We start from the raw sequence: 15,076 nt of genomic DNA on the forward strand, positions 1-15,076 counted from the left end.
ATTATTCAATCACCACGAGCACTTTGTCGCCATTGGCCGAGATGATGTCAACGATTTGTCCGTCCAATTCGTTTTCAATGGCTTCAATGAGCAGGTCGATATTGATATCCTTCACATATTTCGCTGCTTCAGGGATTCTTTCGGCGATATTGGTCCCTACTCTAAGGACAGCCTTAACCAGGTTGATCGGCAAATTCACGTTTACATTATCGCCTTCTTTAGAATTCACACGAATTTTCAGCATTTTATTGCCATATGGTACATCTTTTTTTATGGTCACCAGCTCCGGCTGATCTTTGCCTTGCAAGACATTAATCAGCTCACCTGCCTTTTCCTTATCAAGCTTTCCTTCCTCAACCAGTGTTAAGACCCTTGAAATTTCATCTTTCATGGCCTATTCTTCCTCCTTTAATAACTGAATGGCTTTCTCTGCTGTGATTTCACCTTTTTCAAGCAGCGATACAATTTTTTTCTTATCCACTTCCGGTTTCTTTTGCGAGGAGTACCCCAGTGCAGAGATGATTTCATCCAGTTTTCCACGGACAGTCGGATAGGAGATGCCGAGCTCCTTCTCGACTTCTTTGATGTTTCCACGGCATTTAAGGAATATCTCGATAAAATGCAGCTGTTCCTGGCCAAGCGCCGCCAGTCTGGAAATCTCAAATTCGTTTTCTACCGTGGTTTGGCAATGGCTGCATTGCAGCTTCGTGATCGTCAGCGCGTTTGTGCAAACAGGACAATTAGTGAGTAAAGGATACGCCATACTGTTCTCCTTTCTTTTAATTAATATCATCATACAGCAAATATTTAATTTTTAAAATATACATTTAACATTTATTATAAAAAAATCAATTTTTATTAAATAATTTAACATTTATATTAAATAATTTAATATATACAATAGTTTAATTAGTAAGACCCAATCTCCATGAAGAACTGGCCGCCATCTTCAGCTTTACCAAAACCTGCAAAAAAGAAAGAGGATGTCCCTAATGGAATATCCTCTTTTTGCTGTTTTTATATTTTAAATTGACCTGTAATCTTATTTAATTGTTCAGACTGCTGAGCCAGATATTCTGCACTTAGTAATATTTGCTCCATCAAACTTGATGTCTGTTCCGTGGAAGCAGTAGTTTCTTCAATACCCGCAGCTGCTTCTTCTGACACACTGGCGATACTTGTGATCGCCATGTTCATGTGATTGCCTTTATCCGATAGTGCTTCCAGGTCGTTGGAGATGACAGCTACTCCATTCGCCATATTATCGATCAGAGCAGAGATTGTCTTAAATGTTTCCGATGTTTCTTTAATTTGCTGTGTTCCGCTTTGTACAGCCTCAAAGCCAGTCGTCAAAGTGCTGCTTACATTAACCGCCTCATGCTGCACTTCATAAATGATGGAAGTGATATCTGATACACTATGCTTCACATCTTCTGCCAGGTTTCTAACCTCGGCAGCCACAACAGCAAAGCCCTTGCCGGATTCACCGGCCCTCGCCGCTTCAATAGCAGCATTCAAGGCGAGCAGGTTCGTTTGTTCAGCAATTCCTGTAATGACATTTATCAGGTTAGTAATATTGTTAACTTTCTCATTTAACCCTTTTACCCGATTAACAGACTGTTCGACAACTTCTTCAATCTCCATCATCTTTTGTTCAGACTGAACCATTAATTGATTGCCTTTTTCAGTTGATGTTCTTACTTTTTCAGTTATGCCCCTTACTTCATTCCCAGCCTGATTCGTTTCTGCCATTCGCTGAATAAACCCGGATACTGATTCAGCAAGGGCAGCTGAGTCCTGTGCCTGATCCTGTGCGCCGGATGCCAGCTCCTCCATCGTCTGCGCAATTTGGAAACTTCCTTCTTTGACTTCGTTAGAGGAAGTCGCAAGCGACTTGCTCTGATCTGTTACAATTTCACTTGATTGTACCAGGCTTTGCATAATGCTTCTTAATTGGCTGCTCATGCTGTTCGCAGCCTCCATGAGCTGAGCGATTTCGTCCTTTGACTTTGTTTCCAGGTCAGCAGATTGCAAGTCTCCGGAAGCAATTTGCTGCATCCGTCTCACCACAGCGTTTATTGGCCTGGTAATGGATTGAGCACTCCAGATGGATAATACAATGGCCGTTATCGTGACGATAGCTGAAATGATAAGGAGAGAAATATTCACTGTACCCAGCGTTTGCAGAACAGAATCTCCATTTTTCACAATCAGTCCTTCTCTATGAGTGGACAGTTTTTCAAATCCAGCCATAATCTCTCTTCCAAGAGGCTGTGCCCTCTCTTTCATTATTTGGCTGGCTTTATCTGTATTCCCATTCTCTATTTCAGGAAAAACTTCATCAGTAACTATTGTTCTCCATTCCACACTTTTATTGATTAAAGTTTTCGCCTCTTCTGAAGCCCCTCTATTGATGATTTCCTCTTGCAGGGACTTACTTTTCTCCGTATAAGTCATGAATGATTCTTTAAAGGTTTTATCTTCCGGATAGAGTAAGTAGCCGCGGGCCAGTGCGATCCGCTGGGAAATATTAAATGCCAGTTTTTCATCGGCAATTAACAATGGCATTTCATCCTTCACAATATTCTGAACACTTTCGTTAGAATTAAGTATGGATAAGTAAGTAGTACCGCTTAATACCAGTATCATTGCCACAATGATCAGGTTAATCAACAGCAGCTTATGCTTGATGCTTTTCATTCACTTCACCTCAGGGTCTATGTTATGACAGTCTTCAAGACATATATCGTACGAATCTTGTATATACTTCATATGTAAATAATTCCAGAATCGGACTCAGCAAGAGAGCTAGATACTCTGTGTGAATCATAAAAAAGCTCTTCCTGATGAAGCCCTTTTCAAAGTTACTCCCCTCTGAAAGAAAAAAAAACTGCCGGATGGCAGCAGGATGATAAAGAGGCCGCTAATACCCTGGATTAACTGGCCTGCTATTCTTATTGAGATATTGTTTCACTATTTACTCCGAGATAGCATAAGGCATCCTTAACATCGGCAAAAGTGATTATGTTATTAAGGTCAATACCAATTGTAACTGCCTCTGCAGCCAATTGGGGCCTAACACCAGTCAGAATACATGTTACCCCGAGTAATGTTAGTACATTGTTGATATTAAAAAGGGAGTCAATCACTAAATGATCAATTCTATAGATGCCAGAACAATCTATGATCAAATGGCTGATCCCTTGCTTCTGAACATTGACCGGTACTAGCTCCAGAAGTTGTTTTGCCCTGTCAGGGTTCACTGCGCCCAGCAGCGGCAGGACGGCAATTCCATCTAATAGCGGGACAGCCTGGGACGCCAGTTCATTTATGTACATATTCATTTCACGCTGGGCTATTTTCTGCTGTTTTCTCTCCGTGATGTCTCTTACATAGGTTTGAATGGCTTTTGTTTCCCCTATCTTAATCGGGTGGCAATATAACTCAACATCAACCGGGGTTCCATCCATCCTATATATTGTTTCCTCAATAACCTCCGCCGGTTTACTATAAGCGCCGGATATTCTTTGGGTTATGGCGGGTTTAGAAGTTTCTTTGAAAATATCCAAAAGACTGGCCCCAATGACCTCATCCCTTGAAGCTCTAAAGAAGTCCTCTGCTGCCTTATTAATATAAATGATTTTAAGCTGTGAATGGACAATCAGCGGATCTAGAGCATATTCAATCACTTCTTTGTAATCAATGCCTTCAATATTCTCACTCATTATTTTCACTCCTTAATCTAAAGGGTAATCCTATATTTTGTTTTATACAAGAGGAGTACCTCTGTTCACCTCAGGCTCTAACAGCAAATGGAGGAAAAGTGCGCTCTTTAACCCGCTTTCCTCAACTCACATAAGCATTGACAGGAAATTCGGCCAATACCTATTGTTTTGTCCAAGAATTCTTGCCTCTTGTTATGGCCACGTCTTGTCCTCAATATTTGCTGTTTCATTTAGCCACTGGTTAAGATTTTTCTCGCTCATTTCAGATATGAGTTTTACTGTTCCGCCTAGTAACCTGCTGTCTGATTCAATTTCAGTCTGATAAAGTCCATACATATTTTCATTCTCAAGTGAATCAGCAGTATAATAAATGGATTCTCCTGTAATATTCCATTTGACACCATATATATCATTAAAAATGAGTGAGCCCGCAGGAGCCTGAAGCTCCTCATCCATATCAAAGTGGTAAATATTTATTCGGGCTGAATCATTATATCCACCGATAAAGGCGATTATATTTTGGTCAGGCGCCCAGGCAATACCACAGGATGAATGGTAGCCATTGTAGTCATACTTATAACCGATCGTTTCGGACAAATTGACCTTTTCACCTGTTTCTAAGTCAACGACAAAAATTTTGACGCCGTTACCGACGACAGCATCATAAGCTAAATACCGAGTATCATATGAAAAATGAAAACTCTGAATGCCGCTGTGATGTTCAGGTAAAGAAATCTCGAACTTTTTCTTTTTGCTGTCTATAATTAATTGATCATCTGCTACGGACAGCTGGTAGTCCCCTTTTTGAACACGATTTTTATTTTCTTGAAGCTCACCAACATCTGGATTTGAATAATATTGTATTTCCTTTTGATAGCATCCGTTTAATAGAATGGCCATGATCGCCATCAATATAGATAGCCCGGCTGTATTCTTCACCGGTTCCCCTCCTTTCCTATTCTCTATACGGAGCAACAGAACACTATCGTTCCATGGTAACATCTATTCTTACTTATTTGGGCGGTCATAAAGAAAAAGCCGCCGGATCGGCAGCTGAATATAGTGTCAGACTGGCTGGAAGCCAAGAAGCCGCTGTGTAAATAGTTTGCAGATGAGCTCCAGTCAACCTTTGAGGGCGCAATTGGCAGACTAACAGGAGGAGTTGGTAGATTATTGGGCCAAATAGCCAAATTACTAGACACCCCGAAAAACCCTCCCCCCTTTTCTTACCCCAATTGCCGTCTAAAGACCTTACCAGCAATCAAATAAGCAATGAACATAACGCCAAGGCACCAGGCAAGTGCGGTCCAAATCCCGCTTCCGGCAGCTCCACCATATAAGAGAGCACGGACCGAATTAACAATCGAAGTCACTGGCTGGTTCTCAGCAAAAATGCGAACCGCTTTGGGCATGGTTTCGGTAGGGACAAAAGCCGAACTGATAAAAGGCAGAAAAATTAACGGATATGAGTAGGCTGTGGCCCCTTCCATGGATCCCGCCGTCAACCCCGGAATGACCGCCAGCCATGTCAGGGCCAATGCAAACAGCAGGAGTATCCCGGCTGCCGCGAACCAATCAAGGATATCAGCATGCGGGCGGAAGCCCATTAAGAATGCAGTAAGGATAACCACTGCAACAGCGAGTGCATTTGACACCAGCGAAGTCAGCACATGTGCCCACAATATAGATGATCGCTTGATGGGCAGCGTAACGAAACGGGCCATCAGCCCGCTCTTCACATCATTAAAGAGACGTAAGGATGTATAAGCGACGCCCGATGCAATCGTGATAAGCAAAATACCTGGCAGTAAATAATTCACGTAGTTTTCCGTGCCCGTTTCTATAGCCCCGCCAAAAACGTAAACAAACAGCAGCATCATCATGATCGGCGTAATGGCCACCGTGACAATTGTGTCCGGGCTGCGCATAATATTCCGCATTAAACGTCCCAGCAGGACCGCTGTGTTACTTTTCATTTCCATCTCCTCCTTTTTTGCTGATGATCGCCAGGAATATTTCTTCCAATGCAGGCTGCTTTTCAATGTACTCCACTTTTGCAGGCGGAAACATCGCCTTAAGTTCAGCAAGGGTTCCAGTGGTAATGATTTTTCCATCATGCAGAATGGCGATGCGGTCGGCCAGCAGCTCGGCTTCCTCCAGATACTGGGTCGTCAGCAGAATCGTTGTGCCGCTCCCGGCAAGCTCCTTGACGGTATTCCACACTTCTATCCGTGCTTCGGGATCAAGTCCTGTGGTCGGTTCATCGAGAAAAATAACTTCAGGATTTCCAATCAGGCTCATAGCGAGGTCAAGCCGGCGCTTCATCCCGCCGGAATATTTATCTGCACGGATGCTTGCCGCATCAGTCAGGCTGAATCTGGAAAGCAGATGGCCGGCGACGTTTGCTGGATCGGATATTCCCCTTAGCCTAGCAATCATCATTAAGTTTTCCCGCCCGGTCAGCATGCCGTCTATGGCTGCGAACTGCCCGGTAAGGCTGATGCTCTTTCGGACTAGATCTGCCTGATGTCTAACGTCAAAGCCGCAAATATGCGCTCCGCCGGCATCTGCTTTCATCAGCGTTGAGAGGATGTTTACAGTGGTTGTCTTGCCTGCCCCATTGGAGCCTAATAAAGCGAAGATTTCCCCGCGCTGCACCTCAAAATCCACCCCCTTTAAAACTTCCTTGTCTTTAAAGGATTTTGTTAACCCTTTAACAGAAATCGCTGAATGGTTCATATAGATTCCTCCCTTTTAAATTGGCAAAAGCCACTACTTAGTTATACCGGTAATCAGTATTACTTATTACCAGACTAAAAATAATACTGAATAGCAGGCATCCATTCACACCTGACTATTCAGTAGGTATTTTTTTCAATCGTTATATTTCCGCCTTTATCCTCGCCCAATGGTATCATTCAGCTTCTTGCGGTATTTATCATTCCAGGTTTTCTCATCCTTCACCAGCTCATCACAGAAAGCAGCCACGTCCTCACCAGTCAGGTCAGTGACTTTCTTGCCTTCGGCTGCCCCTTCCTCAAAAAGGTCGAGAATTCCGATGAAGATGCGTTTGGTGTCTTTCCAATCAGTGGGACCGCCTCCTGCAGTCCACATATATTTCTGGATCGCTTTATACGCGGCAGTGTACTCGCTTGGAAGTGCCTTCGCACGCGCCTCCATCGCTTTCCATTCCCGCTTGTCTTCCAGGCTGCCGATGATTTTTTCAAAAATACTCATTTTGCATTCTCCTTTTTGATTGGTTTATTTTTAAGTTCATCAATTTTTTCCGAGACAAAGGCCCATTTGTCCCAAAAAGTCTTGAGTTTCTCCTGGCCAGCTGCGTTTAGTGTATAGAACTTTCTCGGCGGTCCAACAGTGGAAGGCTTTTTCTCAATATCCACCAGATTGTTTTTCTCCAGCCGCATGGTAATGGTGTAAACAGTCCCTTCAACCACCTCAGTAAAGCCGAGCTGCCGGAGCTGCTGCGTGATTTCATAGCCGTAAGTTTCACCGCGGCTGATGATTTCAAGCACACAGCCCTCAAGCACTCCTTTAAGCATTTCCGTGATATTTTCCAATTCTTTTTTCCTCCGTCTAATCTCACATAAATATTCAGTACTCTGTAGCACCGGTATTCAGTATTACTTATTACTAGCCATATAGTAATACTGATTAGCATTGTCTGTCAAGTACATTCAAGCTGTTTGCTGCCCATTTTTGCAAAAAGAAAAAAAGCCGCCTGGCTGGCAGCTATCGAGAATAGTGGACTCTATTCATTTAAGGAAGCGAATCTTTACTGCAGGAATCAGTTAGAAAACACTCTCCACTGCCCTTCAGAAACAACTTACCAGCAGGACGTCCGTCTCCCTGACAAGCGGCACCCAGCGGTCTTCATTGATGCTCGGCAATGCTGTGAGCTCCAATACACCGACAGAACTCCAGCCTAGACTGACCATAGGATTTCCCGGACTTCCGCTGATGAACTCCCAGGCTTTGACACCGGGCCCGACCCATGGGTTTCCGTACATCGCGGTTGGGATGCACAGGGAATTGGAATCGGCGATGGGCTGCCCCAGCAAATCAACCAGCGCACGGTGTATGCTTTTATTACTAACACCTGAAGATGTTAGCAGAAATTTCATAACGTCGCTCCTTGCCGCCTATTTTAAGGGAACCTGTCCCCCCATTAATTATTCCTTAGCCGCAGCAGACACCTGCCACATCACACCGAATTTATCACTCACCTGTCCATATAATGGGCTCCAGAAAGTCTCTTGGAGCGGCATGTCCACTTGCCCGCCATCCTGAAGCTTAGCGAATATTCCCTTCGTCTGTTCTAAATCATCTACGATAAGAGCAATCGTCACCTGGGATCCAATTTGGTAAGGCTGGCCAGGAAATGTGTCAGAAAGCATTAAATCCATATTCCCAACCTTCAGGTGAGCGTTCAGTACAAGGTCCTTTACTTCAGGCGGGGAAGGGAATTCCGGGTTGTCAGGCATGTCGCCAAACTTTTGGACGGAAACCACCTCTGCATTTAGAGCTTTTTTGTAGAAACTCACTGCCTCTTGTCCATTCCCATTCATTACTAAGTACGGATACATCGATTTAATCATCAAGGACACCTCTTTACCTGTTATTGAACATTCTTATATTTCAATAGGCTCTTGAAAATACCTGCTTGAGAACCTGTTAATTTTCTAAAAGGCTGCCTGTCAGGTCACTGTCCTTATTACCCGGCAGTAACATAATTACCGGTCTACATCCATTTGCCTTTATAATCCTCAATATATGTACGAATGTTTGTCGGCTTCATACCTGTGATCTCTTCATATTCATATGTAATCCCTTTGGCCATCCCCAATTTGGTGGGGAAGTGGATACCGATAACAACATTGACGAACGCTTCATCCACCCCTTTTTCCAGCATAAATTCTTTAAATTCTTTTACGGAAGGATTGGTGTACTGAACCGGAAAGCCCAGCACTTCGGTCATAATATCAGCGACTTGATAAAAGTCTAAAGCCTCATCTCCCGTGATGACATACTTCTTATTTTCATGCCTTTCCGGTTCTTGAAAAGCGTGTAAAGCTGCTTCAGCAAGGTCCCTTGTATCTACAAAGCTGGTTTTCCCCTTCCCGGCAGGCACAAAAATCTGCTGTCTCTCTTTCAATTCGTCCAAGAGAAAGTCATTTAGATTTTGCATAAAATAACCGGCACGGATAAAAGTATAAGGGACCCCCAGCTTTTTGAGCAGTTTTTCATTTTTAAAATGATGGATAAACGGCAGGAATTGAACATCTTTAACAGATATATAGACGATATGGCTGATATTCTTTTCCTTTGCCTGCTGCAGGAATTCTTCAAACTCGATCTTATCTCCGGGCGGGTAAATCAAAAAAATTTTATCAACCCGATGCAAGGCATTCCCAAAAGTCCCCGGATCTGCAAAGTCGAGCGCAGTAAACTCATAAGCCACTCCAAACTCGCGTTTAGCTCTTTCCACGTTTCTTACAGCGCATTTGAAGGGGATCGCTTTTTCTTTTAACTTTCTTGCCACCTCAAACCCGACTTTGCCATTAAATCCTGTTACGAGAATACTCATCTTATTATTTCTCCACCTTTAATAATTCTCCCAAGACAAATGCTGCAAATCCGACACTCCGCTCACTTCTTTCCTAAACCACTCCATATTACCTGCAAACTTCGACGAACAAGGGAATTCAATTCGCGCTGCGCGATTTCCCTGGATACACCTGATTGCCCCTCTGTAACCGGGCGGCTCCTTTGGATTTTTCTTGTATGTCCCAACATAGGGGGCCAGTTCATAATGATAGCCGATGGCAAGTGAATCAAAATACTTCTTGGATACAATCTCCTTCATTTGCCTGTATGTAAACTCATCCAGCCCCCATCGGATTACACTGTCACCATCAGGAAGCTCTACTTTCAATTTAAGGTATCTTCCAATCTGGTCCTTTGACACATCAAGAATCTGAAAGTTATTTAAGTTCATAAGCAGGGCCGTACCTCCTTCTATATGTTTGAAAAGGATGACTGGCAGTATGTACTGGGCATTGACAGGCGATCGAGGATAAAGTGACTCCGGAAAAGCTGGTGAATATTGCGGATTAAGCAGGATTTAAACCGGAATAAAGTTGAAATAGAAAGTGCTGCTATAGCGGGCTCCTGCTTAGTTATTTTTAGCAGAGTCCCTTTAGTTCACGTTCGCTTTTTTTGCTGTTTTATACAAAAGGAAGCCAGTGGCAATTGTTAGGACTATTAAGATCATATGACTAAGAATGGGATTAAGTCCGTAACTATATTGAAAATCATTTAATATTCCCGAGTATACACCTGCCATTATGGCTATTATAAAGATTCTCGCTATTCCCATTAAGACACCCCTTTCTATCAGTTAGAACAGCCTCTTACTAAAAAAATGAACCCAATAATGATCAGAATAGAGATCACATTAACCAGGCAGCCCTTGCCCGGTGCACCTGTGATAGCTTGAGTCCACGAATTATTTAAAGCTGCTCCCGGGTTTTTCTGCTGTTCTTTTGTCTTTAGCCGTTCTCTTTCTTTCTCAGACATTGCCCTCCCTCCCTGCATGCTGCCTATGCATTTTCTTTTGTCAGCCCAGCCACTGCTGATTGTACGCCACAATTCCCAGTATCGCCCCAACACCTGCGCCCAATGCTAAACCGACCCCTGCCCATCTAACTTCCTTCTTCTTTTTATTTGAATCCAACATAAAGCCCTCCCAACTTCATATCTTTATTTACTTTACGTAAAACCTGGAATACGGTTTCAACTTATATCGCGAAGCGGGCAACTTCTTATCTCATACCGAGGAGATTTATCTTAACCGTCAATCCATAACTCAACATACTCCTGGATGATCCGGGACTTATCCCAATTGTTTTGGAAGAAAGGAAAGATTTCATTTTCATAGACAGCCAAGCCAAATAATGGCTCAATTCTTTGAACGTTCAGGTACTCTTTGCGCAAGTCTTCCTCTGAACCCCACTCTACCCAGGAGCACAAGTAAGCTTTCAGCAATTCATCTACAAACTCTTCAGAAAAAAGTTCAGCTGCCTCACTCAAAAATACAGCGGCACTTAAAAAAGGATGGGACAGCGAACTGTCTGACCAGTCATAGATAATGGGCAGGCCTTCCTCCAGTATGATGTTTCCTCCAAAAAAGTCGCCATGCTCCAGCGACAATGGCACCAGCGGACTTTCAAGCATGCTGCAAATCAAGTTTGCTTCCGGGAGGCTTTCCGCCAGCCTGGAAAATTGGCCATCCGAAATAACGCCTTCTTTTAAAAGTGCTTCAGCAGCCGGCCTCAGCCCGCTAGTGACAACAGGCGCAATTGGACGAACCGGGACACCGGCTTCCCTAAGCCGCCCTGCCTCTTTGACAGACAGCTTTTGAGCCTTGGCCAGGGCAAGGAGCGCCTCCCTCCAATCCTGCTCTTTTCCAGCTTTGCCGAGAAGCTCTCCCCGGGCCTCCTTCATTAGCAGCCAGCCTTTGCTGTCATCAGCAGCAATCACAGCCGGAATATATTTTATGCCGGCTTCCCAAAGAAAAGAGCTGACAGTCACTTCATGCCTGAGGATCTTTGGCACCGCCTTAAAATAATACCTATCCTCATCGGAAATAATTCTATAAAGAGCCGAACGTTCCCAGCTTCTGATTTGCTCGAAGTCTATCCTCTCAGTTCGCAGCTTTTTCCTGACCCACTGCTCCATTTCCTCCCGCCAGTACGGAGAGAACCAAGGTACAGAGTGATCTGCCTGAAGGCTCTGCCATTCTTTTAGGAAATGAGCGTCCTCCGCAGAAATCAGACTGGCTGCTTCAGGATAAGAAGCCCAATGAGTATCTTTTTCCAAGTTTGATTCAAGAATAGAAACTGTATAAACCCTCACACCCTCTCCGGCATGTACACACTGCAGGACATTGGGCTTAACTCCAAGCTTTTCTTGTAAAAAAGCAGCAATCTCCCCCGTCTCTGCCAGGTGTGTCCGGTTAGGACTGAAGCAGGGCAAGGCGAGCCCATTTTTAAAGGTTCCGAGCAGTAACCGATCCTGCCAGACCGCAATTATTTTGTATTGCATATGTTCACTCCCTGCCTTTGCGTCTCTAATGAAAAATCATATTAAATAACTTCTGTAGATACCCGAATACTCCTGCCCGAAAAGATACAGCCCATTGTTTAGTAATTTTCTTGGGGCGTATGATTAATTTGCCCTTTTTAGAATTGTAACCCCAATTCATATGTTAAAATTAGGAAAATAGATGCGTAGCAGCAGAGAGGTGAATAAGAATGGATATCGCATTTGTGGTTGCCATTGCGGCACTTTTCTTTTACCAGATCTTCATTAAAGCAGATAAAGGCAAGTGGAGCGGCTATCATCCTGACTCTTTTTCAATATTAGCCCGGTACCTGTATTTCGGAACGCTGACTTCCATATATGCCTATTTTGCATTCAGGCTCACCTGGCTGCCGTGGATTGCGCTTTATTCTTTATTGGGGGTTATTATTAGTTTTAAACCGAAGGATGCAGAAGCAAAAAACGGAAAAAGAACGTTCGTACTGATTTCACTGCTTTTGCTCATTATCAATGTGATCAGGATCCCAATAGAGCCCGATTCATTTCAGGAATATATAAGCAGCAAAGAGACGTATCAGTGCATCCATAGTTTTGAATGTGTGAAAATGACTTCTGTAACAAATTCTGATGATTCTCTGGAAACAAAGGCCGAAGTCTTATCTGTCGAAGGATACACTTATCATTCGTATTTTTTATTCGCGAAAGCTTCTATGAAACTTGAAAGCGAGGAAGAGCGGAAGGGAATCAATATTGCGGGATTTTGGATTGAATATGAATGAAACAGTATTTTTGCAGTCTCTATAATAAAACAGCGCAGTCGATTAATGACTGCGCTGTCTCAATTACAAGTTCCTCGAAAAGGATGAGTGCTCAATTGATCATGCAGTGATTACATACATGTCAGTGTCCATTGAGCGGTAATGCGTAAAGGTTTGTTCTACCTGGTCTCTTTGTTCCTCATCAACTTCCACCATCACAAGGATATTGCCTTCCTTTAAATACCTGTTATATTCTTTTGCTTTGTCTTCCGGTATGCCAGCGCCTGTTAAAGCCCCGACAATTCCCCCGCCAGTGGCGCCGATGGCTGCGCCGCTTAAAGTAGTTGCAAGCGGTCCGGCAGCTGCCAAAGCTCCGATTCCAGGAATGGTCAGAAGTCCTACTTCAGCAATAAGGCCGACAATTCCGCCCAGTACACCGCCTGTGCCTGCCCCGATGCCCGCTCCTTTCCCGGCATTTTCTCCTCTGTCTGAACCATGATCAACCTCTTCCACATCTGTTTTATTCTCAATATTATCTAAGGTGTCATCATCTTTTGCAAGAACAGAGATATGGTCTTTATCAAATCCGCTGTCTTTCAAGCTTTCTATCACTCTCACTGCTTCATCCGAGTTCTGAAACACTCCGCCTACAATCATTTTTTCCATGGTAAAACTCCTCCTTTTACGAATTTATTTCCCAATGAGCTGCTGCATTTAACAGCGGGTATATTTTACCCTTACCCTGCATGAAATCTAGTAAACGCAGGTATTTTTTCTCTTCTCATATAGATGACAAAATTATAGGAATTGATATTTTTGGAACATTTCCCAAGTATCTCACCTGATATCCGAGTCAACCAGACTGCCGATCAGGACGAATCTTTCAGGTGCATTTCCAATATAGCCAAAAGGGTAGCAGGTTGTTACAGTCAGTGATGCTTCAGGCTTCGGGACGATGACAGTCCTGTCATCGGCGTCGACAATCCGGGTCTTTTCAATTCTGTAGGTAAAACTGCCTGCTGTCGTTTTAACTACCATCAGATCACCTTTTTCCACTTCACCCAGCCGGCGGAATACTGTATCTCTGTGGCCGGACAATACACTATTGTTATTCTCCCCGGGTAAAACACTTCCGGAAAAGTGCCCAACACCCTTTGCCAGCTGGTCCTCGTCTGCTCCTTCATATATTGGAATCGCAATTTCCAGCTTGGGTATGGTTATTTCACCGAACTTCTCCCCGGCAGCGGGCTTTTCCGCATAAAGAGGTTCTCCTTTGCTTCGTTTTACACCTTCCGCATCTTCACCGGGAACAGGCTGATGATCCGCCTTGACCTTTTCAACCGCAGAATACCCCTTTACCCAGCTGACAGTATGGTTTACGGCCAGGAACAATCCAGCGAAGATCAGGAGACAGCCAAGGAGAGGAACAATAAATCTGTTCCATCTGCCCATCAGCGGTCACCGAATTTTCTCCTGGCAGCCAGCATCATGCCTCCCAGCATGGCCACTCCAGCACCGAGCAGTGCGTAAGAAAGGGAATCAGAGGCCGTTTCAGGCATTTCAGCCCCTTTTTCGGTTTCGGCATTGCCTGGCGATTCACTTGTGTAGTATCTCAGTGCGTCGCCCAACTCATAAAGGAACTGGTAGTCCTCAGGAGTTTCCCCATACTCTTCCAGGAGCGATTTATATTCATCTTCTGTCAGTCCATATTCTTTAATCAATTCCATCTCATTTTCATCGGTCAGCACAGGGCCCACTTTCGCTACCAGATCTTCCAGTTGATTAAAATCGTCCAGGTTCATATCGTAATTGTCATTCAAATAGGTATTGAATTCTTCCACAGACCAGCCTAGAGGCTCCAAGTAGGTTTCCTCTACCCTTGACATGAAGACATCATCGTTCTCATCTGCGTCCGGCTTGTTATTAACGGTCCCTTCAATGGTTTCATCAGTCTTTTCCGGCTCAGTACTTTCACCTGTTTCATCAGTTCCATCCGTTTCTTCATCCGTTATATTGACAGGCTCATACCCTTCCTCTAACAGGGCATTTTCAAGGTCGCCGGCGAAATAGATATTATCCCTGTTCTCATATTGATCGAGCATAGCGACAAGCCCTGCACTATCAAGATTGTATTTTTCCATAATATCTAGAATGTTTTGATCCCCTCTGTCTCCATTAGCAATAGAATCCAGATCAATCGGTTCGCCAAGCTCACCCTCAAGGTCTCCCACGGTGTCATAATCAGCTAAAGTGGTTCCATAGTTATCTTCTAAATAGTTATTCCAGTCCTCTTCTGTCCATCCAGTCAATGCAGGATATTGATCCTTCACCTCATCATATTCAACTGCACCTGCAAAATGGGGAGCAGTTCCTAAGGCCAGAGTTGAAGCAACTGCTGCTGTCATAATCTGTTTTTTCACACTTGACTCCTCCTTTTTTTAATACTTTTGGCGGCTTTGCTGGAAAATACAT

General features: G+C 43.8%; 18 protein-coding genes and 1 pseudogene. 1 reads left to right on the forward strand and 18 read right to left on the reverse strand.

The annotated features are described in order from the left end of the window. Window position 1: 1 nt before the first annotated feature. The 15 genes and pseudogenes from ACQCVH_RS08275 to ACQCVH_RS08345 all read right to left on the reverse strand — a co-directional run bounded on the left by ACQCVH_RS08275 (window position 2) and on the right by ACQCVH_RS08345 (window position 11,849). Entirely contained in the window at window positions 2-391 is a 390-nt protein-coding gene (locus tag ACQCVH_RS08275) for an SHOCT-like domain-containing protein (protein WP_426835255.1), read from the reverse strand. Between the two features lie 3 nt (window positions 392-394). Further along, a complete protein-coding gene (locus ACQCVH_RS08280) occupies window positions 395-763 on the reverse strand; it encodes a DUF2089 domain-containing protein (protein WP_426835256.1) in 369 nt (122 codons plus the stop codon). Between the two features lie 254 nt (window positions 764-1,017). Continuing rightward, complete coding sequence (locus ACQCVH_RS08285; protein ID WP_426835257.1) at window positions 1,018-2,700, reverse strand: methyl-accepting chemotaxis protein; 1,683 nt, start codon at window positions 2,698-2,700, stop codon at window positions 1,018-1,020. Between the two features lie 254 nt (window positions 2,701-2,954). Further along, complete coding sequence (locus ACQCVH_RS08290) at window positions 2,955-3,725, reverse strand: PAS domain S-box protein (protein ID WP_426835258.1); 771 nt, start codon at window positions 3,723-3,725, stop codon at window positions 2,955-2,957. 192 nt (window positions 3,726-3,917) lie between these two features. Beyond that, window positions 3,918-4,664 (reverse strand): hypothetical protein, encoded by a 747-nt coding sequence (locus tag ACQCVH_RS08295; RefSeq protein WP_426835259.1) that lies wholly within the window; start codon window positions 4,662-4,664, stop codon window positions 3,918-3,920. Between the two features lie 287 nt (window positions 4,665-4,951). Beyond that, window positions 4,952-5,701 (reverse strand): ABC transporter permease, encoded by a 750-nt coding sequence (locus ACQCVH_RS08300; RefSeq protein ID WP_426835260.1) that lies wholly within the window; start codon window positions 5,699-5,701, stop codon window positions 4,952-4,954. Continuing rightward, the gene (locus ACQCVH_RS08305) at window positions 5,691-6,464 is read right to left on the reverse strand and encodes an ABC transporter ATP-binding protein (protein WP_426835261.1); all 774 of its coding nucleotides are present in this window, start codon (window positions 6,462-6,464) and stop codon (window positions 5,691-5,693) included. Before ACQCVH_RS08305 ends, ACQCVH_RS08300 begins: the two co-directional genes overlap by 11 nt. Before the next feature lie 156 nt (window positions 6,465-6,620). Further along, a complete protein-coding gene (locus ACQCVH_RS08310) occupies window positions 6,621-6,962 on the reverse strand; it encodes a DUF1048 domain-containing protein (RefSeq protein ID WP_426835262.1) in 342 nt (113 codons plus the stop codon). Beyond that, entirely contained in the window at window positions 6,959-7,303 is a 345-nt protein-coding gene (locus tag ACQCVH_RS08315; RefSeq protein ID WP_426835263.1) for a PadR family transcriptional regulator, read from the reverse strand. Before ACQCVH_RS08315 ends, ACQCVH_RS08310 begins: the two co-directional genes overlap by 4 nt. A 264-nt stretch (window positions 7,304-7,567) precedes the next feature. Beyond that, window positions 7,568-7,867: pseudogene (locus tag ACQCVH_RS08320) on the reverse strand (Type 1 glutamine amidotransferase-like domain-containing protein); the annotation flags it as partial. A 48-nt stretch (window positions 7,868-7,915) separates the two neighbouring features. Continuing rightward, window positions 7,916-8,341 (reverse strand): VOC family protein, encoded by a 426-nt coding sequence (locus ACQCVH_RS08325; RefSeq protein WP_426835264.1) that lies wholly within the window; start codon window positions 8,339-8,341, stop codon window positions 7,916-7,918. Window positions 8,342-8,484: 143 nt separating this feature from the next. Beyond that, a complete protein-coding gene (locus ACQCVH_RS08330) occupies window positions 8,485-9,330 on the reverse strand; it encodes an SDR family oxidoreductase (protein ID WP_426835265.1) in 846 nt (281 codons plus the stop codon). A gap of 18 nt (window positions 9,331-9,348) precedes the next feature. After that, a complete protein-coding gene (locus ACQCVH_RS08335; RefSeq protein WP_426835266.1) occupies window positions 9,349-9,741 on the reverse strand; it encodes a hypothetical protein in 393 nt (130 codons plus the stop codon). A 398-nt stretch (window positions 9,742-10,139) separates the two neighbouring features. Next, window positions 10,140-10,322, reverse strand: a complete 183-nt coding sequence (locus tag ACQCVH_RS08340; RefSeq protein ID WP_426835267.1) for a hypothetical protein — start codon at window positions 10,320-10,322, stop codon at window positions 10,140-10,142. Between the two features lie 270 nt (window positions 10,323-10,592). Continuing rightward, window positions 10,593-11,849: an aminoglycoside phosphotransferase family protein gene (locus ACQCVH_RS08345; protein WP_426835268.1), complete on the reverse strand. Its 1,257-nt coding sequence runs from the start codon at window positions 11,847-11,849 to the stop codon at window positions 10,593-10,595. A gap of 209 nt (window positions 11,850-12,058) precedes the next feature. Between ACQCVH_RS08345 and ACQCVH_RS08350 the strand changes: the two genes are divergently transcribed. Further along, complete coding sequence (locus ACQCVH_RS08350; protein WP_426835269.1) at window positions 12,059-12,625, forward strand: hypothetical protein; 567 nt, start codon at window positions 12,059-12,061, stop codon at window positions 12,623-12,625. 99 nt (window positions 12,626-12,724) lie between these two features. On the opposite strand, the gene ACQCVH_RS08355 is transcribed toward ACQCVH_RS08350, so the two are convergent. From ACQCVH_RS08355 to ACQCVH_RS08365, 3 genes are all read right to left on the reverse strand, one after another. Next, complete coding sequence (locus tag ACQCVH_RS08355) at window positions 12,725-13,270, reverse strand: general stress protein (protein WP_426835270.1); 546 nt, start codon at window positions 13,268-13,270, stop codon at window positions 12,725-12,727. 171 nt (window positions 13,271-13,441) lie between these two features. Beyond that, window positions 13,442-14,056 carry a class D sortase gene (locus tag ACQCVH_RS08360; RefSeq protein WP_426835271.1) on the reverse strand — a complete coding sequence of 205 codons (615 nt, stop codon included), beginning with the start codon at window positions 14,054-14,056 and terminating at the stop codon, window positions 13,442-13,444. Beyond that, on the reverse strand, window positions 14,056-15,024 hold the full coding sequence (locus tag ACQCVH_RS08365) for a processed acidic surface protein (protein WP_426835272.1): 969 nt from the start codon (window positions 15,022-15,024) through the stop codon (window positions 14,056-14,058). The genes ACQCVH_RS08360 and ACQCVH_RS08365 overlap by 1 nt, the downstream gene beginning before the upstream one ends. Window positions 15,025-15,076: the final 52 nt, after the last annotated feature.

Origin of the sequence: Bacillus infantis (assembly GCF_050107595.1) — a bacterium.
In the GTDB taxonomy this organism is placed as follows: Bacteria; Bacillota; Bacilli; order Bacillales; family Cytobacillaceae; genus Bacillus_AB; species Bacillus_AB infantis_C.